Origin of the sequence: Shewanella vaxholmensis (assembly GCF_031932135.1) — a bacterium.
In the GTDB taxonomy this organism is placed as follows: Bacteria; Pseudomonadota; Gammaproteobacteria; order Enterobacterales; family Shewanellaceae; genus Shewanella; species Shewanella hafniensis.
Genome location: NZ_JAUOEV010000006.1, coordinates 164,080 through 190,837, shown reverse-complemented (window position 1 = coordinate 190,837; position 26,758 = coordinate 164,080). Strand labels below are relative to the sequence as shown.

Sequence of the window (26,758 nt, the reverse complement as noted above, 5' to 3'; positions counted from 1 at the left end):
GCTATTGATGTAGCGGCCTTTGCGGTGATGTCGAATCATTTACATGTGGTGTTACGGGTGGATATCGACCGTGCTAATCGTTGGACTGATCGCGAAGTGCTTGAGCAGTGGCATAAGCTATTCAAAGGCGATGAATTAACGCAAAAATTCGCTAAAGGTGAGTTGATTGAACCTCACCAAGTCCTCAGGCTAAAGCATGCCATAGCAATTTACCGTAGTCGTTTATGTGATATCAGTTGGTTCATGCGTTGCTTAAACGAACCGATAGCAAGACAAGCAAATCAAGAAGATAACTGTAGTGGTCGTTTCTGGGAAGGCCGCTTTAAATCACAGGCTCTTCTTGATGAAGCTGCTGTTTTAGCCTGTATGACCTATGTTGATTTGAATCCCATCAGAGCCAAAATGGCTGACACGCCAGAACAATCAGACCATACCAGCATTCAGCTACGTATTCGGGCAGCATTGAAAGGTGATCAGCCTAGCAATCTACTGCCTTTCATTGGTAATGAACGCGATAACCAACCTAATGGAATCGCGTTTACACTCAAGGATTATCTTGAGTTAGTTGAGGATACAGGGCGGATCATCCGCAACGACAAGCGTGGTGCAATAAGTGAAAATAGCGCCAACTTACTGACAAGATTAAATATATCCCATGAAAATTGGTTAAAACTGACCACAGAGTTTGGCAAGCTATTTCATGGTCCAGTGGGGACGCTGCAAGAACTGACCGATTACTGCGAGCATTTAGAGAAGCGACGACGGCACTTTGCTAAATGCTGCCGGTACCTTAACGCTGGCTGATTTCAAGCCTGTTTCATTGCTCGTTCCTTCAGGACCTCCAACGAGGCAATGGGTTGGGCTTTTTTTACTAAAAATATCGTTTTTTCAGCCAAATAGGTCAATTTAGTCAGTCATCATCCTTTGTAACCCTAATTCGCTAGCCTTTTAACGGCTAAGTGACTTTTTGTCACTTAAATGCCAACAGAAAGTGCATTATGTTCTTGTTTTATCTTGGGTGGCCTTTTTTACTCTCTGTAAATGCCAACAGAAAGTGCATTATGTTCTTGTTTTATCTTGGGTGGCCTTTTTTACTAGCCGCCTTTTTTACTAGCCTTTTTTAAGCTATTTTTTAAGCTATTTTTTAAGCTAGACTGAAACAAGATTGTGCCAAGTAGTCACCTCAATCAGCATTTAATCAAATCGTAAAAACAAATAGCCACTGATGACAGTGGCTATTTGCATTTATGGTATATGACGTTACGGCCAGATTAGCTCTTCGCTAGTTCAACCTGATGCACTTTTTCAGTTTGGTCTACTATGGTTAATACCGCAGCATCACCTACCACGTTACAAGAGGTCAGCACCATATCGATAATGCGATCTAAGGCCGCGACTATCGCGAAAGCTTCTATTGGTAAACCCATTTGATGGATTAACACGCCTATCATCACCATGCCGCCGCCAGGCACACCGCCAGCACCGACAGAAAGTAGGAAGATACTAAATAACAGCGAAGGCAATTGCTCAGAGGTGATAGGCATGCCAAAGGCGTTGGCGACAAAGAAGATGGCAATAGTGATATAAATCGCCACGCCGCCCATGTTCATTGTCGCACCAAGCGGCACACCAAAACCTGCTACCGCGCGATTCACACCTAACTTTTCGGTTAAGGTACGCATAGTCACAGGGATAGTCGCATTCGAGCTTGCGGTCGACAGTGAAAATAGCACTTGCTCTTGGGTCTTCTCGCGGAAGGTTTTGGCCGAAATCGGAGTGAATATGCCCACCGCCATTGGGTAAACCACAAAAATCCACACTAGTAGCAGCGCGAGGATCAGCACCATGTACTCAACTACGCTCATAAACACGCCGGCATCTAAGGTCGCGCCGAGCTTGAACATCAAGGCAAATACACCGTAGGGCGCTAGACTCATGACAACAGAAATCAGCTTCATCATGATTTTATTCGTGGTTTGAAAACCTTGCACAGCGCCAGCGACATGCTCACCGAGTGACTTAATCACCCCACCAAGCATTAAAGCCATAAAGATCACTTGCAACATATTGCCCGACATAAATGCCGCCACAGGGTTACGCGGGACTATGTCGACAACTAATGCCATCAAACTTGGCAGCTCAGTCGCAGTAATCGCCACGCCGTCTGTGCTGCTCATATCGACACCTTTACCAGGGTCGAGTAACAGCACGACTAATAATGCCGTCGCGATCGCCACAAAGGTATTGATGATATAGAAACCGAAGGTCTTACCGCCTAAACGGCCAAAGCTTTTGAGATCTTGCAGCTCACAGACGCCACAAACAATACTCACGAACACTAATGGCACGACGAGCATCATGATCATATTGACGAACATAGTGCCAGCGCCGCCAGCAAGATCGACTAAATTACCCGAGAAAAAGCCGATATCGTTTAAGAAGTACTGCACTATTGTGCCGAAAATAAGACCCGCAAACAGACCTATAAAGATCCGCGTCGAAAGTGATTTCATCATGCTTGTGGTTTCCCCAGAAATGTAGTTTTTTTGTTATTCATCTTCCATGATGAGCACAATTGCCAATCCATTTTTGGCTTAGGCAGGGGATAGTGAAACATGCTAGCCGTTAATTCAATGAATAAATTTCATTTTTTCATCTTGAATTAAGCTAACCGCATCACGGAAAATTAGCATTCATTTGATTTTTAATGATAAAAAATAATTATGTTCAATCAATGAGCAGACTAAAGACTTATTTAAACCGTATATTTAAACAGAATTAAAACCAATAAATCACAATGAAAACATATTAAAAACAATTAGAAAATCGACCTCAGTCTTAATGACTAAAATTCAAATTATAACGGAATTTAAAACTGGATAATTAGTGTGAAGCAGAGAGATAAAGTGCGTGATGGCTAAATATATGGCACTAACACTAGTTCAAGTCCGTGAGCCAGCAGGTGTTGCTGTTTGATACTAATAAGGTGTTGATTTAGCCAAACGGCTAATTTTTGCCAATTCTTTAACTCGGCATTTTGCAAATACTTAGCCTGTTTCGCTTGCTTGTCGAAATCATCAGTAGAATTAATTTGTGCTATTGCCAATAACTCAGCAGGTGCTGTCAGCGCAAGTTGTGGCACAAGGCAATGGGTCACACCCATTAAGGTATGGGCGATTTGTAGTCCTGCGGGATCTAAGTCGGTAAAGGCGATAATCGGCAGTTTCCCTACCATTGAGCGCAAAAAATGCCGCACGCCAATCGGGGAATGATGACCGCTACCTCGGTAGATAACCATCACATGGGTTAAATCCTGTGGCAAACGCGCTTGATGGATAACGTCAAACACATCCAAGTTTTCAACCACTAAGATGGCGGCGACATTGAGTTCATGGCAATGCTTTTGCGCTTCATCCAAAGGAATACGTAGTGATGTGCGTGTTGAAATCCCAGTTGGCGACGATTCAAAACCTAGATACTTCATCAAAACGTATTCGGCTTCAGGGCGGATCTTAGCGAGCTTCTCATTATGACTTTTGGCGGACATCGCCATGCGATCGACATTGAAATCCAGATCCCGGAGATCAAGTCCCATTAGCGCCAATACGCCTTGCCTTAACAGATCAAAGTCTTTGGACGCGAAGCACAGATACTTTTCAGACTCGTCTAACTCGCCCACTTCTAACTCGCGGTAAATCGCGCGCCAGTTAGCCGTGAGCTTAACATTGGGAGAACGCTTAATAAAAGCCTTCTCCAACAGTTGCAGTTGTTGCTGGCCTAGGCGAGCCATAACTCAACATCGCGAATGATAAAGTTACCGCTATAGATAGGATGTGGCTCACCTAATGGCTCAAGCTCAAAGTAGGCTTTATGTTCATCTGGCAGACCTTCGTAGCCACCAATCACTTGATAAATCCAGCTCTCGGCTTCCCAAGGCAAGGCCTTATCCAGCAGATATTCCAGCGCCGATTGGCGCAAACCAGACTCAATTACATCGACAAAATAGGTATCCACCGCCTGCTTAAGTGGATTATCGGGCACATCGAAGTCTTCACTTTGGGTGAGTGACACTGACGCATCTCGCTCACGTACCGCTTCAATCACGGGATGACGACTGATAGCCTTGATATGCGCGACGATACCCATTAACTCCAACTCTTGGCTGGCGTTGTGCACGTCTACCGCAGCAGGTGCGAGCAAGACTTCGGCGCGATTGAAAAGACTCGGAATGTCCTTGTGGGACACATGGTCCGCAGGCCGATAATCCGGATGCAAATCAGTGTAGAGCAACCAGCCCTTGAGCAAACGGGTACGGCCACGGATTTGCCTAAAGCGACCTAAGAGTTCGAGTAAACGTCCCTGCACTACGCTCAGTTCTTGGGCGCAGTCGCTCATGGTTTCTTGTAAAGTCGTCACTAATAGTTTGCGCAGCTCACGGATATCGCCAGCGATTTCGCCTAGCTCACTAAACTGGAACATCTCTAAGCCATTAAGCAATTCAGAGACTTGGCTTTGGGCTAATTCGTTTTCGCGGATCTTAGCGTTGATCGTACCCACATAACCGAACTCGTTGTTGATCCGCCCCCAGAGCACACGGATCGAATAACGCAGACTATCGGCGAAACTATAAACATGCTCGCTCAAATCCGATAAATAGGCCTCGGCGGCGCTGTAATCTGAGCTATGACGCGCCTCTTTGTAATGGTCGGCCAAGGTTTTAATGGTTGCTAAAGCCGAGCCAACGTTAGAGTCGATTTGGCGATTGCGCTCGTCGCTTAAGCCTTCTTCGAGTAAGGCACGCACGGAGCGCTTAAGCCGCAACTCTTGATCTGGCTCTGGCCGCCACAAAATACCGGCCTGTTTAAGCTTTTCAACCACGCTTGGATCGTGGGCATCCTCGTTAAGAGAACCCGCCAAATAGGCGTCCATAATGATGTCAGCATGGCGACCTAACTGCTTGAGCAGCTTAACCCCCGCCTGATGTAAGTTACTGCTCATCACGGCCTCCTTGGTCGCAGCTTTTACCTAGGTTTAATCGTGCCAACATTAGATTAAGTCCCGCTGAGTCGCCGTTTCTGCCTGCGCTTCTAAGCTCAAGCCTTCGGTTTCGTCGATAAACCGAATGACTTCATACAGATAATCAAGCTTGCCCGTGGCAATATAGATTTGTTTCTCCACATTGGGGCGAACTAAATAGCCGAGTTCGACTAAGCGTTTGAAAACTAATTTGATTTGCGCATCGCTGTTGGTGCTGGTCGAGCCAAATAAACGATATTGGCTGAGTTTGGCTAACTGTTCACGAAACGCCGGTGTGTCTTCGATACGGCTTTGCAGCTCAGTTAAACGCACGGGCGCGCCTTCGCTCAGCGGCGCATCTTGGCCACTGGCCTCTTGCACTAATACCAACCATTCCACCAGCGGGATCAATGCCTGACAGATATCTTTAAACTGCGATGAAATCACTTTGCGTTCGCTATCGCCAAGCTGCAAATAACCGCAGAAGAACACATCACCTTCGGCGGCAGACGCCACGGTACGGTTGATTTGATTAAGATAGGCCTCGACCCGCTCGCGGGTGCTGTTATTTTTAAGGGCGCGCCAGCCTTCTTCATTGGTGGTGCGGCAAATAAACTCGCCCTTGAGTAACAGCTCAATTAACGCGCCAGTACCGACTAATACGGTTTGAGTTGCATCGCTCATTAGATGGCCTCCTTGCTCAGGCGTTTACTCAACATATCGGCAATCGGGTTGACCTTAGGTTTTACCACCTGCAACTTCTTGGTTTGTTTGTTGATAATGTAACGGTTAGCGAACAAGTTCAGCACCTCGGACTCTGGGTTCGGGAAGGCCCCCAGCACACAAATATTGTTGTTTTCGCAGGCATCGAAAATCTTCTTCACGTTGGTATGGTGCAAAGTGCCCAACTCATCGATTGGCCAGTGAATGGTCACATCGGCGCGGCCACGCAGCAAGCGCGTGAATGCCAGCAAGAACTTACACAAAATCAGATACGCCATACCGTGGCTTGAGGATTCGTTAAGCTGTCTGTCGGTCCGGATAATCAGATCGCTGTTACCTTCTTTAAGGCGCAGCTCGATTTCCAGCAACTTAGAGATGCCCCCCGTTAACGCGGCGCGGCCGATAATGTCTAAGGCGCGGCGCATACTGTTGGTGTAATCCTCATCGGGCAAGCCATTAAAGCCATCGGCTTTCCAATGTTTAAAGGCTTTGACGAACTGTTCAAGCTCAGGCCAGAACTCTAACTCGCTGATGCGCGAACGAATACGTACCGCCGATTCAGACACGCCCTCGAGGAATAACTCTTCACCCACTTCGCGGGTAATACGCGCACTTTGGGACGCGATGCGACGGTCGATATCGGCTAATACATCATAGAAGGCAGTTAAGTCGACGCCGAAAATTCGTCCTTGCTCACGCAGCGCAGTAATCGACTGCGGCACTATCACGTTCAGCAATTGCTCAAGCTGTGGCACTAACTTGCGGTAATCCAGCAGACGAATGCCTTTGTCGTTGATAAAGCTCGATTCTTCGCGGGCACGCTCCCAGGTTTCGGCAAGGCCAGAACCTGACTTGCTGGCGATCACTGAGTCGAAATGCTCTACATATTGCTTCACTGACCCCATCAGGTAATCGCGTTTCAGCAGCAAATCTTCACCTTGGCGCAGACGCTCGCCTAGGCTGCCTTGGGCTTCTTCGTTATTGGTCGGCAACTTAAGCTCGGCGAGTTTACGCATTACGGCACGTAACTTCGTTAAGTTTTCAGAAGCTTCAACCTGCGCCGCATCGGACGCTTTACGCTCGGTTTCAAGTTGTTGACGACGGGCCTTAACATCCTGAGTTTTCGCCTTAAGCTGTTGATCGATTTCCGAGACCGCGCGCTTCACATCGGCAAGCTGAGTTTGCAGTTTAGGTTTGCGCATCAGCCAAGTATGTTGATACCAATCGTCAAAGCGCAGTACGTCACTACGACGCTGCTCGGCGCGGCTAATTTTGGTTTCTAACTCACGAATTTGTTGCTTGAGTTTGAGGATATTCTCCTCATCCACACCGCGGGATTTAAGCTCGTTTTTGTACCAGGTCTCGCAGGCTTTCTGCTCAATTTTGGCACTTTCGCGGCGGCCTTCAATGGTCGCTTTAATTTGGCCGAGTTGATTGTCGAGCGCGCCGATCACTTCCTGCCAATAGGCTTGTTTTTCCATGCGCGCTTCGAGCGCTTGCTCTTTTTGCTCTTCGAGCCAGAGTTCGTGCTGATGTTTAAGCTGTTTCAGCTCGCCATCCAGCTGAGTCAGTCTTTGTCCTGCATGGGCTTTGCGCTCGCTCAATGCTTTGTTGATTTTATCTTGCTCACTGCGCTTTTCATCGAATAGGCGACGCAGATCGTCACGGCTATTTTTATACGCTGTGCGGGCAAAAGTAAGTTCACGGCTGAGATTATCCAACTCGCCATTAATCGCCACTAACTGAGATTCGGCCTCGGCCTGCATTTCTTGGGCGCTAGTGTGAGCTTCTTCGGCTTTGCTTAACCGAATCCGCAGCTCTTGCTCGGAGGCGGCATATTCAGGCACATCGATCGCTTTAAGATCTAAATGTACGCCAAAGAAAGCTTCGCTCGACTCGCTAACTAAACTGGGATGTAAATCAGTGCGATGCAGTAGTTCAGGCGCGATCACTTTACCTAAACTTTGCTCCCAACCTTGAGCTTCCTTACGCAGAAACTCCAATAGGGTGTGGGATTGCGGAAACAGCATGTGGTGCAGTTCATCCAGCGCAGTTTGACGCTCATTCACCCTTAAGGTGGCGATACGCAAGGCTTCGTTGGCTTGGTCACGTTTGGCTCTGAGCTTGCGTTCATCGTTACTTAAGCGCTCGACCTTAGCATTACAGCTTTCTTGTTCTTCGTCGGCACGGTGAATACGTTCGTCGAAAATTGCTAGGCTTAACTTTTCTTCTTCGGTGTAAGTCACACCATCGACACGTAATTTAAGTTCGGCGGCAGTGAGTTTAAATTGGTATTCCTGCTCGCTAAAGCTGGCCTTGCCCGCATCCATTTGGTTGCGCCATTGCAACTCTAAAGCGTCGATATCGGTGCGCGCGACTTCGCGTTGCTTATCGCGGGCTTCGCGCTGCTTATCTTGGTCGGCATGCAAACCTTCTAGCTCGCGGTTTAACTGCTCGCCAATCTTACTGCGACGGGCATTGTAGGCCGCCTCGATATCTTGGTGCTTCTCGGTTTGCAGCTTATGGCGTTCACTTAGGTTTTCAACATCGGTGCGCCAGTTTGGCAGCATCTCAAGATCGGCCTTAGCTTGCTCTATGTTGGCATCTAAAAAGGCGCTGTGCTGATCTTCAATGGCATCGAGTTCGTACTCGCACTTTGCCACATCGCCTTTGGCTGCGGATAAGTCGAGGTTGAGCTCATCGCGCTGCTCTTTCCATTCATCGTCGAGCAATCTGAGTTTTAAATTCAGCTCTTTAGATAAGGTTTGCTGAATATCTTGGCGATCGGCTTCTAAGGTTTCATCGTTGCGATAACCGCGGGACAAACTCGATAAGCGCAGTTCGGCGCTGAGCAGTTGGTTAAATTCTTGCTCTAGTTTTTCAAACTCAGGGCGAATGACTTCAAACCCTTGGATAAGTTGGCTTTCACGGATCCACGCCTCAACGCGCTGTGGATTTAAGCGTGAGCTGGGCGGATTAACTCCGTCTTCCTCTAAAATGGCAGCGATCATGGATTTGACCGTCTCCATCTTGCCTTCTTTGGAGTGCACCGCTTTGGCGAGCTTTTCGATGTGGCGCAGGGAATGTTCGCCCTCACACAGGGCAAATTGACGGGCATAGCCGCGTAGTTCGCTGCGGTTGCTGCCCGTGCTTAATAGGGTGCGATCGTTTTGAATAATGGCGCGATATTCACGGGTATTAAGCAAATTAGTGGTGGCGATGCCGGCACGTTTTAAATCACGGCCTAATTCCGCCATGGTGTGGCACAGAATAGTGTCGCCATTTTGCGATTTAATATAATCGCTTAGCTCAAAACCTTTGGCGATAAAGCGATAGTTAACGCCCTTGCCATCGCCCGCCGAGGCCAGCACGGCTTGGTACAGTAACCCATCGGCTTTTTGATATTCGTAAATGATGTAGCTTGAATCGTGTGGCAAATACCAACGCTCGAAACTGTCGCGGGTCGAAGGCACCACGCGGCTTGGGTATTCGCCATAAAAAACAGGGACTAGACGTTGTAATGTCGTCTTACCCGAGGCGTTAGTACCACAAATATTGGTATGGCCATTGAGGGCGAGTTCCACAACGCCCGGAAGGTGCGTATCAATCAGCACAATACGAATCAAGCTTGCCATTTCATTCCTTATGCAAACGGGAGCGTCTTATCTGAGCTGCAGAAGCCTTCTACAGGACAAAGCAAAACAATCCAAGAGGGCCACAGACCTTAAAAAAGCACTGTAAAAAGTGATTTTAAAATCATGACCTAAAAATAGTGCCCCTAAAATAAGGCAATCGCGGTGTATTGGCAATTAAGCGGCGCTGCACTAATGCCATGGCTCACAATCTTTACGCCCAGAATTGGGCCCAGAACTAAGCTCTTCTTTAAGCCCAGAACTAAGCTACTAGCAAAGCCAATACTAACCGCCAATGATACGACAACTTAGCCAAAATAGGCGGCTAACAAAGCGGCAATTAGCGCAGTAAAAGGTAAATTTTAGCGGTTATCTTCAAGGCGCAGGCGTTCGGCGATCCGGCTATAGATCAGCATCATTTCCGCCAGCGATCCTACTTGCATGCCTTTCATCAAATTGGCACGGTGGATCTCGACCGTACGCATGGCAATACAGAGGCTATCGGCGATCTCTTGGTTCTTCAGCCCTTGGGCAATCAGGTTGAGTATTTCCCTCTCCCTTGGTGTGAGCGCTTGATACGTCTCAAGATACTGATTGTCTTGATGATGGGCCTTAGTATGTTCCAGTGCTTTGAGTACCGCTTCGGCTAACTTAGCGCCATCGGCGGGCTTTTGGAAAAAATCCACCGCACCGAGTTTAAGTGCTTCAACCGCCATAGGCACATCGCCATGTCCGGTGAGATAAATCAGAGCTAACGGACTATTTTTGGCTACTAATTCAAGATGCAACTGCGGGCCGCTCAAACCCGGCATACGCACATCAACCAGCGCACAACCCGGCAGGGTTAAGTCTACGGCGGTAAAAAAGGCTTCGGCGCTATCAAAGTCGGTGATCTTGAGGCCATAACTTTCGAGCATAAAACGCAAAGAACGACGCACTGAGTCATCGTCATCGATTAAATACACAGGTAACTCAAGACTCATTATTGTGCTCCATTAGGTTTAGGTTTACGCGGTATAGCCACCTGCGCTTGGCAACCGCCACCCATAGCGCTTTCTAGGCTAAACGTCCCGCCATGGCTCTCGGCAATATCGCGGCAAATCACTAAGCCTAAACCTAACCCCTCTGATTTAGTGGAATAAAAGGCTTGCATCAGCAGGCTGGTCTCTTCGGTTAACCCTGTGCCATTATCCGTGACTGTCAGCAAGAGTGTGCGTTCTTGGTAGCGAAGATCGATATCGATCGTCGGCGCATAGGGCTTTTGCGTGATGATCTGTTCTGTGCCACTGGATTCAAGCTCTAGCCGCTGAACGCAGGCGTCAAAGGCATTTTTCAGCAAGTTAAGCAACAACTGCTGCATGCCGACTTCATCGAGGGACTGTAAATAGGGTTCGCCGCTCACATTCACGGCAAGATTGATTTGATGTTGTTCAAACTCATAGGCGAGCAGCGGCACAGTCTCATTGACCAACTCATGCAAATACAAAGGTTGTTTCGACACAGGACGCTTCTTCAACAGGTTGCGTAAACGGCTGATAATGCTGTCGGCCCGTGTGACTTCCTGCTGGATAAGCGTCAATACCGATTGCAGTTCCTCAGGGCTAGTCCCCCGCTGTAATCGCACTTCGGCGCCATGACAATAATGGCCAATCGCCGCCAAAGGTTGATTCAGTTCGTGGGAGAGACTCGCGCCAAGCTCACCCGCAATTGCAATACGCTGGGCATGTTCCAGTAGCGCGCGGTTTTCAGTGAGCTGACGCTGAGTGTTTATCAACTCGCGGCCGCGACGACTAAAGCGATACTCTAACCAGAAATGGTACGCATTGAGCAGCACCAGAATCGCCAGCACAAACCAAGCCCATTGTTGATGTAACTTGACCCACTGCCACGCCCTTTGCCACCATGGTGCCTGCAAAGGATGCATATCGAGATCTTTAAGCAGTTGATCGATCGCCAGCTGACTCACGGCCGTGGTCCAGCCCGCAGAATCGGCCGTCTTAGCGGCGAGGTGATCTTCAGGCAGTGCCAGCAGCGCTTGGGTCACGCTTTTAGCTAAAGATTGCGAGGCGCGATTGGTCTTCGCCATGGACCAGTTGGGATAAAGACGAGTCGAGACTTGGCAATGAAATCCCACCGGAGTTTGGTTATCGAGCACCCGATAATGGCCGATATTAATCAGCCCTTCTGCCTGCATCTGCTCAAGCTGACACACAGGCACTACAGCCGCATCCAGTCGACTGTCTTTCGCCGCATCATTACCACTTTTTTGATCATCTAACTGATACAACAGATTATCTAGCGGGAACCCCAGCGGAATAATCTCACCCACAAAGCGAGGCAAATCTATGCCCTTTAGCTGCGCTTCGTACACTAAGGTCAAGTAACCGCCGAAGGCATTTTTCGACACAATCCCGAGTCGACGCCCCTTGAGATCCGTTAAAGTCTGATAGGGTGAATCGGCGCGCACCACCAGCGCCGAACCCACTTGCATCGCCGCGCCATTATTTAACGGGCTGCGCAGGGTCGCCAACCAAGTGAGAGAATATTGCCGCGCCAGCAACACGGATTGCCCTGGGTTGGTGATCACAAAATCGAGCCCTTGGGTTTCAACGCCCTTGGCTAACTCATCGAGGGAGAGAGGATGTAACCTAAAGTAACTGTTGGGAATTTGGGTTTCGAGCCAACCCATTAACGGCTGCCAGCGGTTGATGGTCGCCTTATAACCGCGGATGGCTAACACACCCACATCGACCACTTGATAACCGGGCTCTTCGGTAGCGACTTGAGCTATAGCCTCTGCGTCCATTCCATCCGAAGGCGCGCTTTGATTCTGCGGCTCGGCGGCAAACACGTTTGCCGAAGCGAGCAAGCACGCTAACGCCACGGCTAGTGTCATCCTTAAAATCATTCGAGGTGCCATCTTAGGCACTGTTCCTTGAATCGGTAACGGCCGCTTGAGCGACATCGCTGAGCTAAACACTGTTTTCATCATCCTAAATAACGTGAAGTGCAATCCTTTATCCCCAATCACTCAAATTCAACTCAAGCTCAAATTCAGTTAAAAGTAGGTCCAATTCAAATTGGAAGCAGGCCAAACTTAAGTTTAAAAGCCGTAAAAAATAAAACCCTATCATTTTGAAGGCTATTCTAACGGATATTTGTTGCGCTAGATCAAACCCACGCCTGATATGTGGAAAACCACTATAGTTATGCCGCCTCGCCTTTTACAGAATGCCTCTAAACCTCGCCATAAACCTTAACGCTAGGTCTATGAGCCAGTTTATTCGCCATCTGCAAGAGTGAAGGAAATCTGTATGGACAAGAGTAAACGTCAGTTTCTCGGCAAAATGGCCAGCGTCAGTGTTGGCGCCGCACTGATCCCTGTGGTGCAAGTGTATGCACAAGATGATAAGCGCAGCCCTCAAGTGCACAGTGCCAGCGAAGGCCAAGTGGTTAAACGTTACGGCATGGTGATCGATCTACGCCGCTGCGTGGGCTGCCAAGCCTGTACCGTCGCTTGCACTATCGAGAATCAACCGCCCCTAGGGCAATTTCGCACCACAGTGCAGCAGTATGAAGTCTCGCAGCAGGAAGATACCACGCCGCCTGCGTTTTTAATGCTGCCAAGACTTTGTAATCACTGCGAAAACCCGCCCTGTATTCCCGTTTGTCCTACGGGCGCGACCTTCCAGCGTAAGGACGGCATAGTAGTCGTCAATAATGAATGGTGCGTTGGCTGTGGCTATTGCGTGCAAGCCTGTCCCTACGATGCCCGCTTTATCAACCACGATACTAATACCGCCGACAAATGTACCTTCTGCGCCCACAGGTTGGATGCGGGATTACTGCCCGCCTGCGTCGAAACCTGCGTGGGAGAAGCCCGTGTGATTGGCGATCTTAACGATCCCCACAGCCAGATAAGCCAACTGCTCGCCAACAATAAAACCGATATAAAGGTACTCAAACCCACGGCCAACACTTCACCGCGCGTGTTCTACATCGGCATGAGCAGCGCTTTTGAGGACAAGATTAGCGGCCAAGCCCCCGTTAGAACCTTACTTACCGATACTGGCGAGGAGATCCACCATGGTCATTAAAGAAATCTTTACCCCAGATATCGCCATTACTTGGCTACCTTGGGCGGTGCAATACTTTTTTATGATGGGTCTGGCCTATGCCAGTGTGTGGGTCGCGACAATACACTTGTTTAGTCACGCGAAACCCGATGACAGACTGCTGAAACTCTGCGCCTGTTTAATGTTAACCGCAGGCATAGTCGCCCCTATCGCCTTACTCGCCGATTTACACCAACCGCTGCGGGCTTGGCATTTTTATGCGCAAGTTCGCCCTGATTCTTGGATGTGGTATGGCGCCTTTTTACTGCCCGTATTCTCGGGCACCAGCGCAGTGTTTGCTTGGCTGCTACTGCGTCAATATCTGCCTAAGCACACCACGAATCAAGACTCAGATTGGGTGAATAAAATAGGCCAATTATTGAGATTCGGTGATTGGAACAGTGACAAATTCATCAAGCCGATCGCACTGTTCACGGCCCTGAGTGCCTGCAGTATCGCCCTCTACACTGGCATGGAAACCATGGCCATTAAGGCGCGGCCACTATGGCATACCTATTGGCTGCCACCTTTGATGGCAATGAGTGCCCTGCTCGCCGCCTGCGGCACTTTGGTGGTATTGAATCGACTATTAAAGGGCTACCAACAGCGCACCCAAGACAGCCTATTACTCTGGGTAAGAGCAAGTTTTGGTCTATTCGCCCTATGCCTTATCGGCTGGGCGTTATTCGATAAGGGCTCGGCCCCCGAAGCCGCATTATTGCTTGAAACCAGCCCAAGCTGGCAACTTGCTGCAATTTGGGTACTGGTCACACTCGCCGTGCTGGCACTGATGCTCGCCATTCGTCACTTACCCAATATGGCAATGCTAATCGTCAGCCTCACGGCCATTCACCTTGCGTGGGGATTTCGCTGGATAGTGCTAATTCAAGCGCAAACCGATCCTAAATACGGCGCGGGGACTTATCTCTATCAACTGCCTTGGGGACCTGAAGGGCTATTAGGCATAGCTGGTACCTTCGGCCTCTGGTTAGCATTAATGGCGCTGGTCTCCGAACTTATTCGCCACACGCCTGCAGCAAAACTTGCTCGCTGAGTACCCAATTAGTTTACAGAATTAAGGAGTCCATCATGGATAAGAGTAAACGTCGTTTTATCAAAGGGGCCGCTGTCACGGGTGGTGTGGGATTATTTGCCGCGGGTTATAGCCATACGTTAGCGCAAATGGGCAAAGGTGTCGTCAATGGCACTTCAGGCAAACCGACCCAAGATCCACTGCATGGCAATTCCTTAGCGCCTGAATACAAAGTCGATTTACAGTCAGGTCAGTTAATCAGCAATGACGATCAACGCATCGCCAATACTATGTGCTTAGGTTGCTGGACCAAATGCGGCGTGCGCGCTCGTATCGATCAAAAAACCGATAAGATCATCCGTATCAGCGGCAACCCTTATCATCCGTTGTCATCGCGGGAACATATCGATTTCGATACGCCAATAAAAACCGCCTTTGTTGGGCTTAGCGCCTTTCAAGAACAGGGGCTGCAGGGACGTTCCACCGCCTGCGCCCGCGGTAATGCCATGTTAGAACAATTGGATAGCCCGCATCGTGTTACCCAATGTCTTAAGCGCGTGGGTAAGCGCGGCAGTGGCCAATGGCAGAGCATTAGCTTTGAGCAGTTGCTGAATGAAGTCGTCGAAGGCGGTGATTTATTTGGCGAAGGCCAAGTTGAAGGCTTAAGAGCGATTCGAGATATCGCCACGCCGCTCGATGCCAATAATCCAGAATACGGCCCTAAGGCTAATCAGTTGCTGGTCTCGAACGCCTCAGATGAAGGCCGCGATGCCATTATCAAACGTTTTACCTTCAACAGCTTTGGCACCCGCAACTTTGCCAACCATGGTGCTTATTGCGGGTTTACCTACCGCGCTGGCGCCGGAGCCTTATTGGATGATTTGAAAAAATATGCCCACTTAAAACCCGATTGGGACCATAGCGAATTTTTACTCTTTATCGGCACCTCGCCGCAGCAATCGGGCAATCCCTTTAAACGCCAAGCGAGACAACTGGCTAACGCGCGGGTGAATAACAGCAATTTCAGTTATGTGGTGGTGTCGCCCATGCTACCCAATACCTCGAATCAACCTTGTGCGGGTAACAATACTTGGCTGCCGATCCGCCCCGCCACCGACTCGGCCCTAGCCATGGGCATGTTGCGCTGGATTATTGATAACCAGCGCTATGCCGCCGATTTTTTGAGTGCGCCCAATGTCGATGCCGCAAAAGCATCAGGTTACCGTGGCTTCAGTAACGCAGGATTCTTGATCGTCAGCGAACCTACCCATCCAAGATATGGCCAATATCTCTTTGCCAGCGATCTTGGCTTACCTTTCGACGGCAAAGCCTACGGCGAGCAAGACTCGCAGTTGGTTGTCGATGCCGCGAGTGGCAAGATAGTTTTGGCGAGCCAAAGCCTGAAAGCCAAGCTCGACGTTGACCAAAACGTCGACACACCTAAGGGGATGATTGCGGTTAAATCTAGCTTCCAACTGTTAAGTGAAGCGGCGCAGAGCTTCGAGATGGCACACTATGCCAAGGAATGCGATATCAGCGAAGCGCAGATTATCGCCCTTGCGGATAAATTTACCAGCCATGGCACTAAGGCTGCGGTGATCTCCCACGGCGGCACAATGAGCGCTAATGGTTTTTATAGCGCGTGGGCGATCATGATGCTCAACGCCATGATAGGTAACATCAATTTGAAGGGCGGCGCATTAGCCTCCGGCGGTTCCTTCCCCGCCTTTGGTAAAGGCCCAAGGTATAATCTGCAGGAGTTTGACGGCATGGTCGAACCTAAGGGCGTTTTCCTATCGCGCTCTAAATTCCCCTACGAGAAAACCTCAGAGTATCGCCGTAAAGTCGAAGCGGGCGAATCGCCTTATCCTGCTAAGGAGCCTTGGTTTCCGATTTCATCGCCCTTATTGGGCGAACATTTAACCGCGGCGGTGCACGGTTATCCCTATCGACTCAAAGCATGGATTAACCACATGGGTAATCCGATTTATGGTCAAGCGGGTTTAGGGGAAGCCATTGGTGAGCAACTGAAAGATCCTAAAGTGCTACCGCTGTTTATTAGCATCGACAGCTTTATCAACGAAACCTCGGCGCTGTCGGATTACATAGTGCCCGACACCTTAACGTACGAGTCTTGGGGCTGGACCTCAGCATGGCAAGGCACACTAACCAAAGTTGCCACAGGTCGTTGGCCGATTGTCGAGCCAAGAGTCGCGAAAATGGCCAATGGTGATGTGGTGTGCATGGAGTCTTTCTTGAGCCAAGTGGCGATGAAGTTGCAACTACCCGGCTTTGGCGAAAATGCCGTTAAGGCCGCCGATGGCAGCTTACACCCGTTAACGCGCGCAGCGGATTACTCACTTTACGGCGCCGCCAACGTGGCCTATTTGGGTAAAGCCGTCGCCGATATCAACGCCGAGGACATGTATCTTAGCGGTGTAAGCCGCATTCAAAGTGAGCTCAATACCAGACTCACGCCTGATGAAGTCAAAAAAGTGAGTTACTTATTTGCTCGCGGCGGCCGTTTTGAAGAAATGCGCGGCGCACGCGATGACGCGGGGAATCCGAGTAAAGTCTGGCCTAAACCTATGATGCTGTGGAATCCCGACGTCGGCAGTCGTCGCAACAGCCTAACAGGGGAATTTATGAGTGGTTGTCCGCGCTTATATCAACCCGCCTTGGCCGATGGCACGCCGCTCGATAAGGCATTTAATAAATCACAATGGCCTTTGCTGATCAGTAGTTACAAATCCCACACCATGAGCTCTATGAGTATTGGCTCGGATCGTTTGCGCCAAGTGCACCCTAATAATCCAGTACGACTGAACGAGAAGACCGCCAGTCGCCTTGGGATAAGCACTGGTGACACGGTCAAGATCAGCACGCCCAACGGCAGTGTAATCGCCTTAGTGGAATGTGTTGCCGGAGTGCACCCTGACTGTATCGCTATCGAACACGGTTATGGTCATAAGGAACTCGGCGCGCGGGACGTAGTGATCGACAACCTTAAAATCGCCGCCAATCCGCGGATCCGAGTCGGCATCAATATGAACGACTTGAATCTGTTTGATCCGAGTCGCCACGGCCGCTACCCGCTGGTGGATTGGGCAAGTGGCGCTTCGGCCAGACAAGGGCTGCCAGCTAAGATTGAAAAACTAAGCTAATGACTACATACCGTTGAGCAATCGCTCAAGTTTATACTCACACCTTATTCCAAAATATAGTGGAGTTAAGTAAGCAGTAAATGAGTACTTAGCCGTATATCAGAAGGGCTACAGGACGATTTCGATTAATCTCTGTAGCCCTTTATTTTATAAGGTTTTCTTAAGTGAATGGCATTAGCCAACTGCAGCTCTTTTTTTATCTAAAATGAACCATTATTAGCGAATGAACGTATTGGATTCATCATGCATATACCCCAAAACCCAACTCTAAGCACTTAAGTGAATAATATTTTAGATACTGACGATCTCGATTGATTACACTTTATCTCTTCTCGGCAAATCTCACTTTTCAAAAACTAAAATAGAACACTGCTATAGTTATTGCAGAGTTTTCATCGCCGATAACCCAATTGGCACAATACCATCAAGTCTTCACCAAGATTTGAACCAAGTAACAACTTAGTTGAGGTGCATCTAGTGTTTAATTCATCATTGCGGAGAAGCCTTGAAGCAAACGAGGCTAAATTACTAGAGTCCGAGTCTCTGGTCGATTCTATTGATAATAGTGTAGCTACCATAGAATTCTCACCTGAAGGCGAAATCTTAAATGCTAATAAATTATTCTTAAATATCATTGGGTATTCGTTAGTCGAAATTGTTGGCCGAAGCCATAAAATGTTCTGTAAGCCAGAATATTCCAATGCTCCGACATATCGCCAATTTTGGGTTAATCTCAAATCTGGAAACCTTCAAGAAGGTAATTTCTGTCGTATTCGTAAGGATGGCAAAGAGATATGGCTTAAAGCGACTTATTTCCCAATAAAAAAGCATGGGAAAGTGATCAAAATAATGAAAATCGCTGCAGACATAACTAAAGATAAGCTGCAACTTGATGACCAAGAAGCCATTTTTAACGCGTTGAATCGCTCACAAGCGATTATTGAATTCACCCCTGAAGGGGTTATCACTCACGCGAATGCAAATTTCTTAAGTGTGATGAATTACAGTAAAGAACAGGTCGTAGGTAAGCACCATAGTATTTTCTGTTTTGATAATTTCTATCAACAACAGCCTCATTTCTGGGATGCTCTAAAACAAGGACAGTTTAAAAGCGGCCTCTTTGAGCGAAAGAATGCCTATGGCAACTCCATTTGGTTAGAAGCCGCTTATAACCCCATCCTTGATGAAAATGGCCATGTCAGAAAAGTCATCAAATTTGCTAGTGATGTAAGTGCACGGATCTTACAAAACCAAGCAGTCCAAGAGGCCGCTAACATAGCACTGACAACTTCACTACAAACTCTTACGCAAGCCAGACAAGGTGTTAAGTTACTCGATGCTACGGTCAATACCTCAAATGCTATCGCAGAACAGACCCATAAAACCACCGAGTCTATGGCAAAACTCAATGAACAATCTCAAAGTATTCAAGCCATAGTCGCGACCATTAGCTCGATTGCCGATCAAACTAATTTACTGGCATTAAATGCCGCAATTGAGGCCGCACGTGCGGGGGAACAAGGCCGAGGCTTTGCGGTTGTCGCCGATGAAGTAAGACAACTTGCGGCGAGAACCAGTAAGTCAACCAGTGAAATAGCTACCGTCGTCACTAAGAATAGCCAACTGACGACAAGCGCAACTAACATGATGAATGAAGTTGAATCTATTGCTCAGGAGGGGAAAAAGCAATTAGCCGAGGTAACTTTGGTGATGGGAGAAATACGCAACGGAGCAGAAAACGTTTCAAAAACAGTCTCTCAACTGTCGATTGATTAACAGTAATATGTAAGCTATTTCGTCGCGCTATCAAGGATTGCATGGCGCTTTATCTAAAAGACAAAACGCCAACCTATTGCTTTTACGTCAATCAATAATCAGTTTTACGACCTTCATAGGTGGCGCGCATTTGCTGTACAAGAACCTCATCGTAAGCACGTAATCCGCTCATCACTAAGGTTTTTATACCTGTGCCAACTAAAGTGTCGCCACTGTGTAATTCAAAGTGCAATGTCACATCGCCACGTTTACCGTCGATTTTTAAATCTTGGCCAATGAGTGATAAGGTCACTTGTACAAAATCGAGGGTGGTTAAGTCAAACGACATACTTTCGTAAATCACTAAAGGCCGTTCTGGGTTGATCATCACTTGATGTTGTTTCATCAAAGGGATCAGAATATCGATAAAGTTATGCCCAGAGAAAGCAACATATTGACGAATAAAGGATTCGGTCTGCGCATCGCAACAACTCACATCGCCATGACGGCTGACATTAAGATAGGTTTTTTCACGACTATCGCGAATCGAAAAACTCTCGCTCACTTGTTCTGGGAATTGCAGTTCGACGCTATCGCCCACCATACCCGCAAAGCTAAATTTCATGCTCTGACTCAGGCCATATTGAGTCAATACTAAGGCAAACAGTAAATCTCCCGGCACACAAAAGCGTTTTGCGCCCACATCGTGTATGGGATTAAAGTCCTGCGCAATTTTCTTCGCGAAGTCGCTGGCTTGTTGTGCGGATACGGAAATAGCTTGATTTTGCTCGGAAAAATAAGGCGCTAGAAACATATAAACTCTATTTGTAATAACTCAATACAGGGATGGATAACAAAATTATCACGAGTCTACCTTAAATTAGGTATTTAACTCACCCGATGACTTGATCCCACGGAAGACGTACAAAGTAACACCATGACCACATTTGTAAAGCCAAACACATTACAATGGTATTAACTTAGGTTAACAGGCTAACGTCTTCCATTGGATAAGGAACAAATAGTTAGACTTGTTTAAATTCTCGCTTCAATTGAAAACTATCGTCAGTAACAAGTTGTTCTAGCACTTCGACGCGTTGACGCAGTGTGGCTAACTCGGCCCGCATGGCTTGATTTTCAGCCTCTTGCGCTCGGCTGGACACCCCTTGCTTGTCGCGAATTTTCATAATCGCCACCACATATCCGCCAACAATGGCGAGGATCGGGATAAGTAAAGCGAGGGCTCCGGTATTCATAGTCATTTCCTTTATCGATTGGCGCTATTGTTATCAGGCTAAAAAATCAGGCTTATTTCGACTCTAGATATAGCTCAAAGTCAGAATATGGCAATGAGTATGCGCAAAATAACGCTTATCCACCAGTGACAAAAGTCATGAGGTTTAGCTAAGGCGCATCATTCCTTATCGAAGCTATCCACAACAATAGCGCCCATGGAGGCAGGCATAGTGATGACGATGATCCGTTTGATCGAGGTTAGTGGGTCTTCAAAAAATGGCACTTTATCGAGACACAGCAAGACGAGGAAAACCACCAGCGCGGTGAGCAAATACGCCACCATGATGCGGAAAATAAACACAGGGACTCGGGCACGAATATTCTGTTGGAACACGCTGTGGTAAGTAAAAACCCCTAGAAATAACAAAGATAAACTAAAGAGCATGGCGATATTGAGCACAGGCAAGGTTTCGCCGAGGTGCCAGGCTTCCTCTGAAAACGCCACGGGCACCGCCAGCGCAAATGCTCCCACGCAAACTTGGCTCGCATCTTCGGTATTAAAACTAAAGGTCATGCCCATCGCTCCTTAATATTCCAATCCATTTAATTAGCCGAAAATGACGTGCGGCTATAAGACGCTACATTGCGACTTATTGCTGCGGTATTAAGTGCGATACAGCACTTTAACCACATGCCAGCCAAACTTAGTTTTAACTATGTGCGGCACTAATAACTCGCCCGAGAAAGCGACTTTATCAAACTGTGGCACCATTTGGCCTTTTTTAAACTCGCCTAAATCACCGCCTTTTTTGGCCGAAGGGCAAGATGAAAAACGCTTGGCGAGTACCGCAAAATTAGCGCCATTATTCAGCTGCTTAACGATATCCTCAGCCTGCTCTTTGTGTTTCACTAAAATATGCACGGCGGCAGCGGTTTTAAACATGTTATTTCTCACTTTGGGTTAACGACCTAGGCTAAGGGAAGATGGCGTCACGCGTGTACTCTCGATAACGCCATTTCCATTCGCATAGGTTCTACTACTTAAGATTTTATATTCAACGCACAAATGCGTGATTGGTCGATTCTCGAGCCTATTGGCCGAGTATTTTCTGCCACCATTGCAAAGGCTCGCCGCAATTATTCACCGGACGATAAGTTGCGGTTAATGCCGGAAGCGCATCAACATTGCTGCAATCCGATTCTTTGGCCACTCCGGTATCTCGGTCAAAAAAGCCCTTCACGACGCCATTCACTGGGATAGAGCGCAGACTAATAGGTGGACGTTCTTTCAAGAAGGCAAGATACACGGCCATGGCGCCACTGCTGCCATACAAGCTGGTTTTGCCGTTATCATCACGCCCCACCCAAATAGCGGCGACGTTACGCTCATCAAAGCCCGCAAACCAAGAGTCGCGGCTATCGTTACTTGTACCTGTTTTCCCCGCCAGCCCAACGCCTGGGAAGGCATTGCCTAAGCGCGTCGCTGTGCCCGTATTAACCACTTGCTGCATAGCGTACTGGATCAAAAAGTCAGTATCGGGTGAGATGGCCTGCTCTTTAGGCAATCGCGTCACGGGCAATGGATTTTTATCAGCATCCAACACAGCCGTCACTGTGGTTAATTTACGGTAAACCCCGCTATCGGCTAAGGTTTGGTACACCTGCGCCACCATTAATGGCGAGCCATTGACGGCGCCAAGTAACATAGAAGGATACTCGTTTAACGGCTCCTGCCAGCCCGACTTAGCTAAGGTTGTCGCAACCGCATCCACGCCCACCGCAATCCCAAGATTTACTGTCGGGACGTTCATCGACTTTTTCAGCGCCGTTAACAAAGGCACTTGGCCGCTGAACTTCTTATCGAAGTTTTGCGGTGACCATGTCTTACCTTGCTCACTTTTTAAGGTAATAGGCTGATCTTTAAGGGGAGTAGCTAAGGTAAATTGGCTATTGGGTGCCAGTGCAGTGGCGTACACAAAGGGCTTAATTAACGAGCCAATCGGACGACGAATTTCAACCGCACGGTTAAAGCCATCAAATCCAGGGGTTTTATCGCCGACCATTGCCGCGATACCGCCCGTGTATTTGTCGGTCACTACCATGCCCACCTGTAATGACTTATTACTCTTATCTAAACTCTTAAGGGTTTGAGTGACCGCTTTTTCTGCCGCTTCTTGGGCCATAGGATCCAGCGTGGTATAAATTTTTACCCCAGATTGCTTCAGTAACGCATCACCATAACGCTCGTTCACCTCCTGTTTTACTAGAGCGAAGAAAGAAGGCAATTTTTGATGTGCGGGTTTATTCAGATTACGGATAGCCAGAGGTGACTCTACCGCCGCCTTATACTCGGCCGTGGTTAAATCGCCGGCATCCATGAGTAAACGCAATACCAGATCGCGACGCTCTTGAATGCGCTCCGGATATCGCCATGGATTGTAGTAAGACGGTCCCTTAATCGTCGCCACTAAAAATGCCTGCTGAGCGATAGTCAACTCACTGATAGGACGGCCGAAATAGAAACGTGAAGCCAAACCCATACCATGAACGGCGCGGGATTTATCCTGCCCCATATACACTTCGTTAAGATAGGCTTCGAGGATTTCATCCTTGCTGTAACGAAAATCGATAATCACTGCCATCAAGGCTTCGCGCACTTTACGGAGTAATGAACGCTCACTGGATAGGAAAAAGTTTTTCGCTAACTGCTGGGTTAACGTCGAGCCGCCTTGCACAGTGCGACCGGCGCTAATGTTCACAAAAGCCGCGCGAGCAATCGCGAAAGGATTCACCCCATGATGTTCGTAAAAGCTACGGTCTTCCACCAGCAGTAACGCCTGCACAATCGACTTAGGCATTTCTTCGGTCGGCACAAACAACCTGTCTTCGCCGTCGCCAGTAATAATGCGATCGAGCAACACAGGCTCAAGATGGAACACAGCAAGCTGGCGTTTGTCCGACACTCGGGTGACCGAACTGACGCCATTGCTGTCGAAGCTTATCATGACTCTTTGTTCGACTTGATCGCCTTCTGGATGCAAGAACGGTCGACGCCACAATTCGATACGAGTGCTCGATGCCGAAAACTCTCCCACTTGGCGTGGGTTAGCGACTTTGCGATAGCCGAGCAACTTAAGCTCAGCCATCATTTGCGGATGACTGACCGCCGCGCCGGGATACAGCGCCATAGAACGGCTAAACACCTGCGCGGGCAAGTGCCATTTTTGGCCTTCAAATTTTTGCGCAATAATTTGATCGAGATAAATGCTGTAGAACGTCACTACAGCTAATCCGGCTAAGGCTAATTTCCAAGTGATTGACCACATTCGTCGAAATAAACCGCGGCCATTGTTGGCCCTACGGGAAGCGGGTGTTTTTTTTGTCGTCTTAGTCGTCATATCTACTTCATCATTCATGCATTTAAAGACATCAGCCACAGGCACAACAGTGAGCGAGGTGCGAATCAAGGCGTGTTATCACGCGATTTAAAAACCAGCGCTACTGCGCTATGGCTGAGCTAAACCCAAGGTTTTCTTCTTGGTAAATTTTGTCGGTAGTGTATTCACAGGATCGTCCGGCCACAGATGTTTTGGATATCGGCCGCGCATTTCCTTTTTCACTTCCACATAAGGTCCCTGCCAGAAACTGGCTAAATCCGCCGTCAAAGCCAATGGACGCTGGGCGGGAGAAAGTAATTCCATCGTCACCTTTAGCTTGCCCTGCGCCAGCATAGGGCTCTGCGCCATGCCAAAGGTTTCTTGCAGACGCACCCGCAGCAGCGCACGCCCAGACTCATCGTATAAGATTGGCGCAGAGGTGCCGGTGACTAACGGCCAAGAGGTTGGCAATAACTCGTCCAGTCGCTGTTTCTGCTGCCAGCTCAAACAGTTTGCCACAAAACCAAAGCAATCGAGCTTAACTAATTGCGGCAGATTATTCACATTTTCGAGGTAAGGCGCCAGCCAAGTTTCTAGGCTCGCTAATAACGCCCCATCATCGACCTTGGGCCAGCCGCTGCCCGCGTCGAACTCAGTCGCGAGTTTAAGCCTGTATTGAAACTGCTCTAAGTTAGCGTTCCAATTGAGAATTTGTAATCCTTGCTGGCGAATATAAGCCAGTAAGGCCGCGACAATTTGCTTGCGCTCAGGCTTAGCAATCGTCTCGGTTTTCACTAAAATTTGTCCGACCTTGTATTGGCGCTCGGCAATGACTCGGCCTTTGCCCTCATCCCAACCACAAATCTCGTGGATTTCCAGCAAGTCTTTTAGCTCGCTATCGAACAAGCTCGGCTGAAACTGACTCGCCAAGTAAATCCGTCCGGCGTTTCGGCCTTCGGTTTCTTGGAAATCCGCCACCACCATCCAAGGCGTTTGCGACAAGGCATCTTCGGCCGTCAGCACCACACCAGTGCCATTGGCTAATTGATAGCCCTCAACGCCGCGCGCTTTGGCGATGCGATCTGGATACGCCAGCGCCAGCAATAATCCCACATCGCTGTGGTGAGCATGGGTCGCGACCTTCACTAAGTCAGCAGTTAAACCGAGCTTTTTCTGCCACTGTTTTGCCTGCTGTCCCGCTTGCCCCTGACAGGCAAAGTGCAGGTAATTCATGATATCGGCGCCCTTTTTAGGCAAACCGCGCGCCTCTACAATCCCCGACAGCAAACAGGCCAAACTGCCCAATTGCCCAGTTTGCTCATAATTAGCGCCTAAGCTTTTCGCGCCCAATAGCATATGGGCAAGCCTGGGGTGACACCCCAGCTCATAGGCCGCTTTACCGTGGGAAGTGAGTTTATTGTCACCATCGACCATGCCTAAGCGCTGCAATAATTTCCACGCCAGCGCCTCATTCACACTCGGTGGCGGCGTTAACAACATCAAGTCGCTGAAGGATTTTGCGCCCCAGTAAGCACAATCGTGGGCCATAGCCACCAGATCCGCTTGGCTGATCTCGGGTTCATCGGCCCTGAGCATGCGGCCATGTTCTTCTTGGCTCCACAAACGCACGCACACGCCCGCAGATAAACGTCCGGCGCGGCCACTGCGCTGAGTTGCCGAAGCTTGGCTAATACGTTTTAAGCCTAAACGAGTGACGCCAGTTTTAGGGTTAAAACTGGCCTGACGTTTATAGCCGCTGTCGATGACAAACCCTATTTCTTCAATAGTTAAGCTCGATTCCGCCACGTTAGTCGCTAGCACGATTTTGCGCCTGCCATCTGTAGTTGCCGCAATCGCGCTATCTTGCTCAGCGCCTGAAAGCTCACCATAAAGGGGGCAAATCAGAAAGGCATCTTGGGCTAAGCGCTCACGCAGAAACTGCTGCAGTCGTGAGATTTCGCCTTTTCCAGGTAAGAAAACGAGCACGGCATTATTGCTAGCCGTTTTATCAACACTGACACTACTGGCCGAGACTAGATCGAGTACGCAGCGGCCAAGGTGATCGATCCAATGCTGCTGCGTCGGCACAGGGCGATATTCAACCTCAACGGGAAAACTACGGCCTTCACTGTGTAAGGTCACGGCCTCTGGCATCAATTCGCCCAAGGCAAGACCAGATAAGGTTGCCGACATGGCCAATATTTTTAAATCGTCCCGCAGTGAAGCTTGCACTTCGAGTGCTAAGGCGAGGCCTAAATCGGTAGTGAGGTGGCGTTCATGGATCTCATCGAAGATGATCATCTCAATCCCAGTTAATTCGGGATCTTGCTGGATCATCCGCGTGAGTATGCCTTCGGTGACAATCTCTAAGCGGGTATTAGCGCTGACTTTAGCTTCACCGCGCACGCGATAGCCCACTTCTTGCCCCACCTTTTGCTGGCGGCAATGGGCAATATAGTGCGCCACACTGCGCGCCGCGACACGCCGCGGTTCGAGCATTAAAATGCGTCCGCTGATTTCTGGCCAATCCAACATAGCCAAAGGTAACGCGGTAGATTTACCCGCACCTGTCGGTGCCTCGAGGATCACTTGAGCGTGACTAGAAAAAGCCGCACGCAGCGGTGCTAATAAGCTATGAATAGGTAGAGAGTTCAAGAAAAAGACATCAGCGGCCAACACAGGCCGTCAGTGTACTAACAATCGACGG

The 26,758-nt window shown here is 48.7% G+C and carries 18 protein-coding genes; 5 read left to right on the top strand and 13 right to left on the bottom strand.

The genetic code is table 11. From position 1 onward, the window contains the following. On the top strand, positions 1-804 hold an 804-nt coding region (locus Q4Q46_RS08080), incomplete at its 5' end, for a transposase (RefSeq protein ID WP_311905668.1). A gap of 467 nt (positions 805-1,271) precedes the next feature. Here the strand turns inward: Q4Q46_RS08080 and Q4Q46_RS08075 are convergent. From Q4Q46_RS08075 to Q4Q46_RS08045, 7 genes are all read right to left on the bottom strand, one after another. Then, complete coding sequence (locus Q4Q46_RS08075) at positions 1,272-2,516, bottom strand: dicarboxylate/amino acid:cation symporter (RefSeq protein ID WP_311905667.1); 1,245 nt, start codon at positions 2,514-2,516, stop codon at positions 1,272-1,274. Positions 2,517-2,917: 401 nt separating this feature from the next. Further along, positions 2,918-3,790: a DUF7281 domain-containing protein gene (locus Q4Q46_RS08070; RefSeq protein WP_311905666.1), complete on the bottom strand. Its 873-nt coding sequence runs from the start codon at positions 3,788-3,790 to the stop codon at positions 2,918-2,920. Further along, positions 3,778-4,998: a phosphoenolpyruvate carboxylase gene (locus tag Q4Q46_RS08065; protein WP_106651658.1), complete on the bottom strand. Its 1,221-nt coding sequence runs from the start codon at positions 4,996-4,998 to the stop codon at positions 3,778-3,780. The genes Q4Q46_RS08070 and Q4Q46_RS08065 overlap by 13 nt, the downstream gene beginning before the upstream one ends. 48 nt (positions 4,999-5,046) lie before the next feature. Beyond that, positions 5,047-5,700 carry a hypothetical protein gene (locus tag Q4Q46_RS08060; RefSeq protein ID WP_259482725.1) on the bottom strand — a complete coding sequence of 218 codons (654 nt, stop codon included), beginning with the start codon at positions 5,698-5,700 and terminating at the stop codon, positions 5,047-5,049. Then, positions 5,700-9,374: an ATP-binding protein gene (locus Q4Q46_RS08055; protein WP_311905665.1), complete on the bottom strand. Its 3,675-nt coding sequence runs from the start codon at positions 9,372-9,374 to the stop codon at positions 5,700-5,702. The genes Q4Q46_RS08060 and Q4Q46_RS08055 overlap by 1 nt, the downstream gene beginning before the upstream one ends. A gap of 359 nt (positions 9,375-9,733) precedes the next feature. After that, on the bottom strand, positions 9,734-10,354 hold the full coding sequence (locus Q4Q46_RS08050) for a response regulator transcription factor (RefSeq protein ID WP_259214812.1): 621 nt from the start codon (positions 10,352-10,354) through the stop codon (positions 9,734-9,736). Beyond that, entirely contained in the window at positions 10,354-12,291 is a 1,938-nt protein-coding gene (locus Q4Q46_RS08045) for a sensor histidine kinase (RefSeq protein ID WP_311905664.1), read from the bottom strand. The genes Q4Q46_RS08050 and Q4Q46_RS08045 overlap by 1 nt, the downstream gene beginning before the upstream one ends. A gap of 394 nt (positions 12,292-12,685) precedes the next feature. Here Q4Q46_RS08045 and dsrO point away from each other — a divergent pair, with 394 nt between their 5' ends. From dsrO to Q4Q46_RS08025, 4 genes are all read left to right on the top strand, one after another. Beyond that, positions 12,686-13,468, top strand: a complete 783-nt coding sequence (gene dsrO, locus Q4Q46_RS08040) for a sulfate reduction electron transfer complex DsrMKJOP subunit DsrO (protein WP_311905663.1) — start codon at positions 12,686-12,688, stop codon at positions 13,466-13,468. After that, entirely contained in the window at positions 13,458-14,540 is a 1,083-nt protein-coding gene (gene nrfD / locus Q4Q46_RS08035) for an NrfD/PsrC family molybdoenzyme membrane anchor subunit (RefSeq protein WP_311905662.1), read from the top strand. Before dsrO ends, nrfD begins: the two co-directional genes overlap by 11 nt. A 35-nt stretch (positions 14,541-14,575) precedes the next feature. Next, on the top strand, positions 14,576-17,683 hold the full coding sequence (locus tag Q4Q46_RS08030; protein WP_311905661.1) for a tetrathionate reductase subunit A: 3,108 nt from the start codon (positions 14,576-14,578) through the stop codon (positions 17,681-17,683). Between the two features lie 477 nt (positions 17,684-18,160). Then, positions 18,161-19,459: a methyl-accepting chemotaxis protein gene (locus tag Q4Q46_RS08025; RefSeq protein WP_311905660.1), complete on the top strand. Its 1,299-nt coding sequence runs from the start codon at positions 18,161-18,163 to the stop codon at positions 19,457-19,459. Positions 19,460-19,550: 91 nt separating this feature from the next. Here the strand turns inward: Q4Q46_RS08025 and Q4Q46_RS08020 are convergent, their stop codons facing one another. The 6 genes from Q4Q46_RS08020 to hrpB form a co-directional block, all read right to left on the bottom strand. After that, entirely contained in the window at positions 19,551-20,252 is a 702-nt protein-coding gene (locus Q4Q46_RS08020) for a DUF3581 domain-containing protein (protein WP_311905659.1), read from the bottom strand. A gap of 211 nt (positions 20,253-20,463) precedes the next feature. Then, positions 20,464-20,694 (bottom strand): hypothetical protein, encoded by a 231-nt coding sequence (locus Q4Q46_RS08015; protein WP_106651667.1) that lies wholly within the window; start codon positions 20,692-20,694, stop codon positions 20,464-20,466. A 158-nt stretch (positions 20,695-20,852) separates the two neighbouring features. After that, positions 20,853-21,248, bottom strand: coding sequence for a DUF2391 family protein (locus Q4Q46_RS08010; RefSeq protein WP_106651668.1), 396 nt, complete (start codon positions 21,246-21,248; stop codon positions 20,853-20,855). A 90-nt stretch (positions 21,249-21,338) separates the two neighbouring features. Then, positions 21,339-21,617, bottom strand: a complete 279-nt coding sequence (locus tag Q4Q46_RS08005) for a peptidylprolyl isomerase (RefSeq protein WP_006084190.1) — start codon at positions 21,615-21,617, stop codon at positions 21,339-21,341. Between the two features lie 148 nt (positions 21,618-21,765). After that, complete coding sequence (gene mrcB, locus Q4Q46_RS08000) at positions 21,766-24,090, bottom strand: penicillin-binding protein 1B (RefSeq protein WP_311905658.1); 2,325 nt, start codon at positions 24,088-24,090, stop codon at positions 21,766-21,768. Positions 24,091-24,180: 90 nt separating this feature from the next. Then, complete coding sequence (gene hrpB, locus Q4Q46_RS07995) at positions 24,181-26,730, bottom strand: ATP-dependent helicase HrpB (RefSeq protein ID WP_311905657.1); 2,550 nt, start codon at positions 26,728-26,730, stop codon at positions 24,181-24,183. Positions 26,731-26,758 lie beyond the last annotated feature (28 nt).

What these genes read in the sequence shown, in the direction of transcription:
- Q4Q46_RS08075 (WP_311905667.1), bottom strand. Translation starts at nt 2,516, where the DNA reads ATGATGAAATCACTTTCGACGCGGATCTTTATAGGTCTGTTTGCGGGT.
- Q4Q46_RS08070 (WP_311905666.1), bottom strand. Translation starts at nt 3,790, where the DNA reads ATGGCTCGCCTAGGCCAGCAACAACTGCAACTGTTGGAGAAGGCTTTT.
- Q4Q46_RS08065 (WP_106651658.1), bottom strand. Translation starts at nt 4,998, where the DNA reads ATGAGCAGTAACTTACATCAGGCGGGGGTTAAGCTGCTCAAGCAGTTA.
- Q4Q46_RS08060 (WP_259482725.1), bottom strand. Translation starts at nt 5,700, where the DNA reads ATGAGCGATGCAACTCAAACCGTATTAGTCGGTACTGGCGCGTTAATT.
- Q4Q46_RS08055 (WP_311905665.1), bottom strand. Translation starts at nt 9,374, where the DNA reads ATGGCAAGCTTGATTCGTATTGTGCTGATTGATACGCACCTTCCGGGC.
- Q4Q46_RS08050 (WP_259214812.1), bottom strand. Translation starts at nt 10,354, where the DNA reads ATGAGTCTTGAGTTACCTGTGTATTTAATCGATGACGATGACTCAGTG.
- Q4Q46_RS08045 (WP_311905664.1), bottom strand. Translation starts at nt 12,291, where the DNA reads ATGGCACCTCGAATGATTTTAAGGATGACACTAGCCGTGGCGTTAGCG.
- dsrO (WP_311905663.1), top strand. Translation starts at nt 12,686, where the DNA reads ATGGACAAGAGTAAACGTCAGTTTCTCGGCAAAATGGCCAGCGTCAGT.
- nrfD (WP_311905662.1), top strand. Translation starts at nt 13,458, where the DNA reads ATGGTCATTAAAGAAATCTTTACCCCAGATATCGCCATTACTTGGCTA.
- Q4Q46_RS08030 (WP_311905661.1), top strand. Translation starts at nt 14,576, where the DNA reads ATGGATAAGAGTAAACGTCGTTTTATCAAAGGGGCCGCTGTCACGGGT.
- Q4Q46_RS08020 (WP_311905659.1), bottom strand. Translation starts at nt 20,252, where the DNA reads ATGTTTCTAGCGCCTTATTTTTCCGAGCAAAATCAAGCTATTTCCGTA.
- Q4Q46_RS08015 (WP_106651667.1), bottom strand. Translation starts at nt 20,694, where the DNA reads ATGAATACCGGAGCCCTCGCTTTACTTATCCCGATCCTCGCCATTGTT.
- Q4Q46_RS08010 (WP_106651668.1), bottom strand. Translation starts at nt 21,248, where the DNA reads ATGACCTTTAGTTTTAATACCGAAGATGCGAGCCAAGTTTGCGTGGGA.
- Q4Q46_RS08005 (WP_006084190.1), bottom strand. Translation starts at nt 21,617, where the DNA reads ATGTTTAAAACCGCTGCCGCCGTGCATATTTTAGTGAAACACAAAGAG.
- mrcB (WP_311905658.1), bottom strand. Translation starts at nt 24,090, where the DNA reads ATGAATGATGAAGTAGATATGACGACTAAGACGACAAAAAAAACACCC.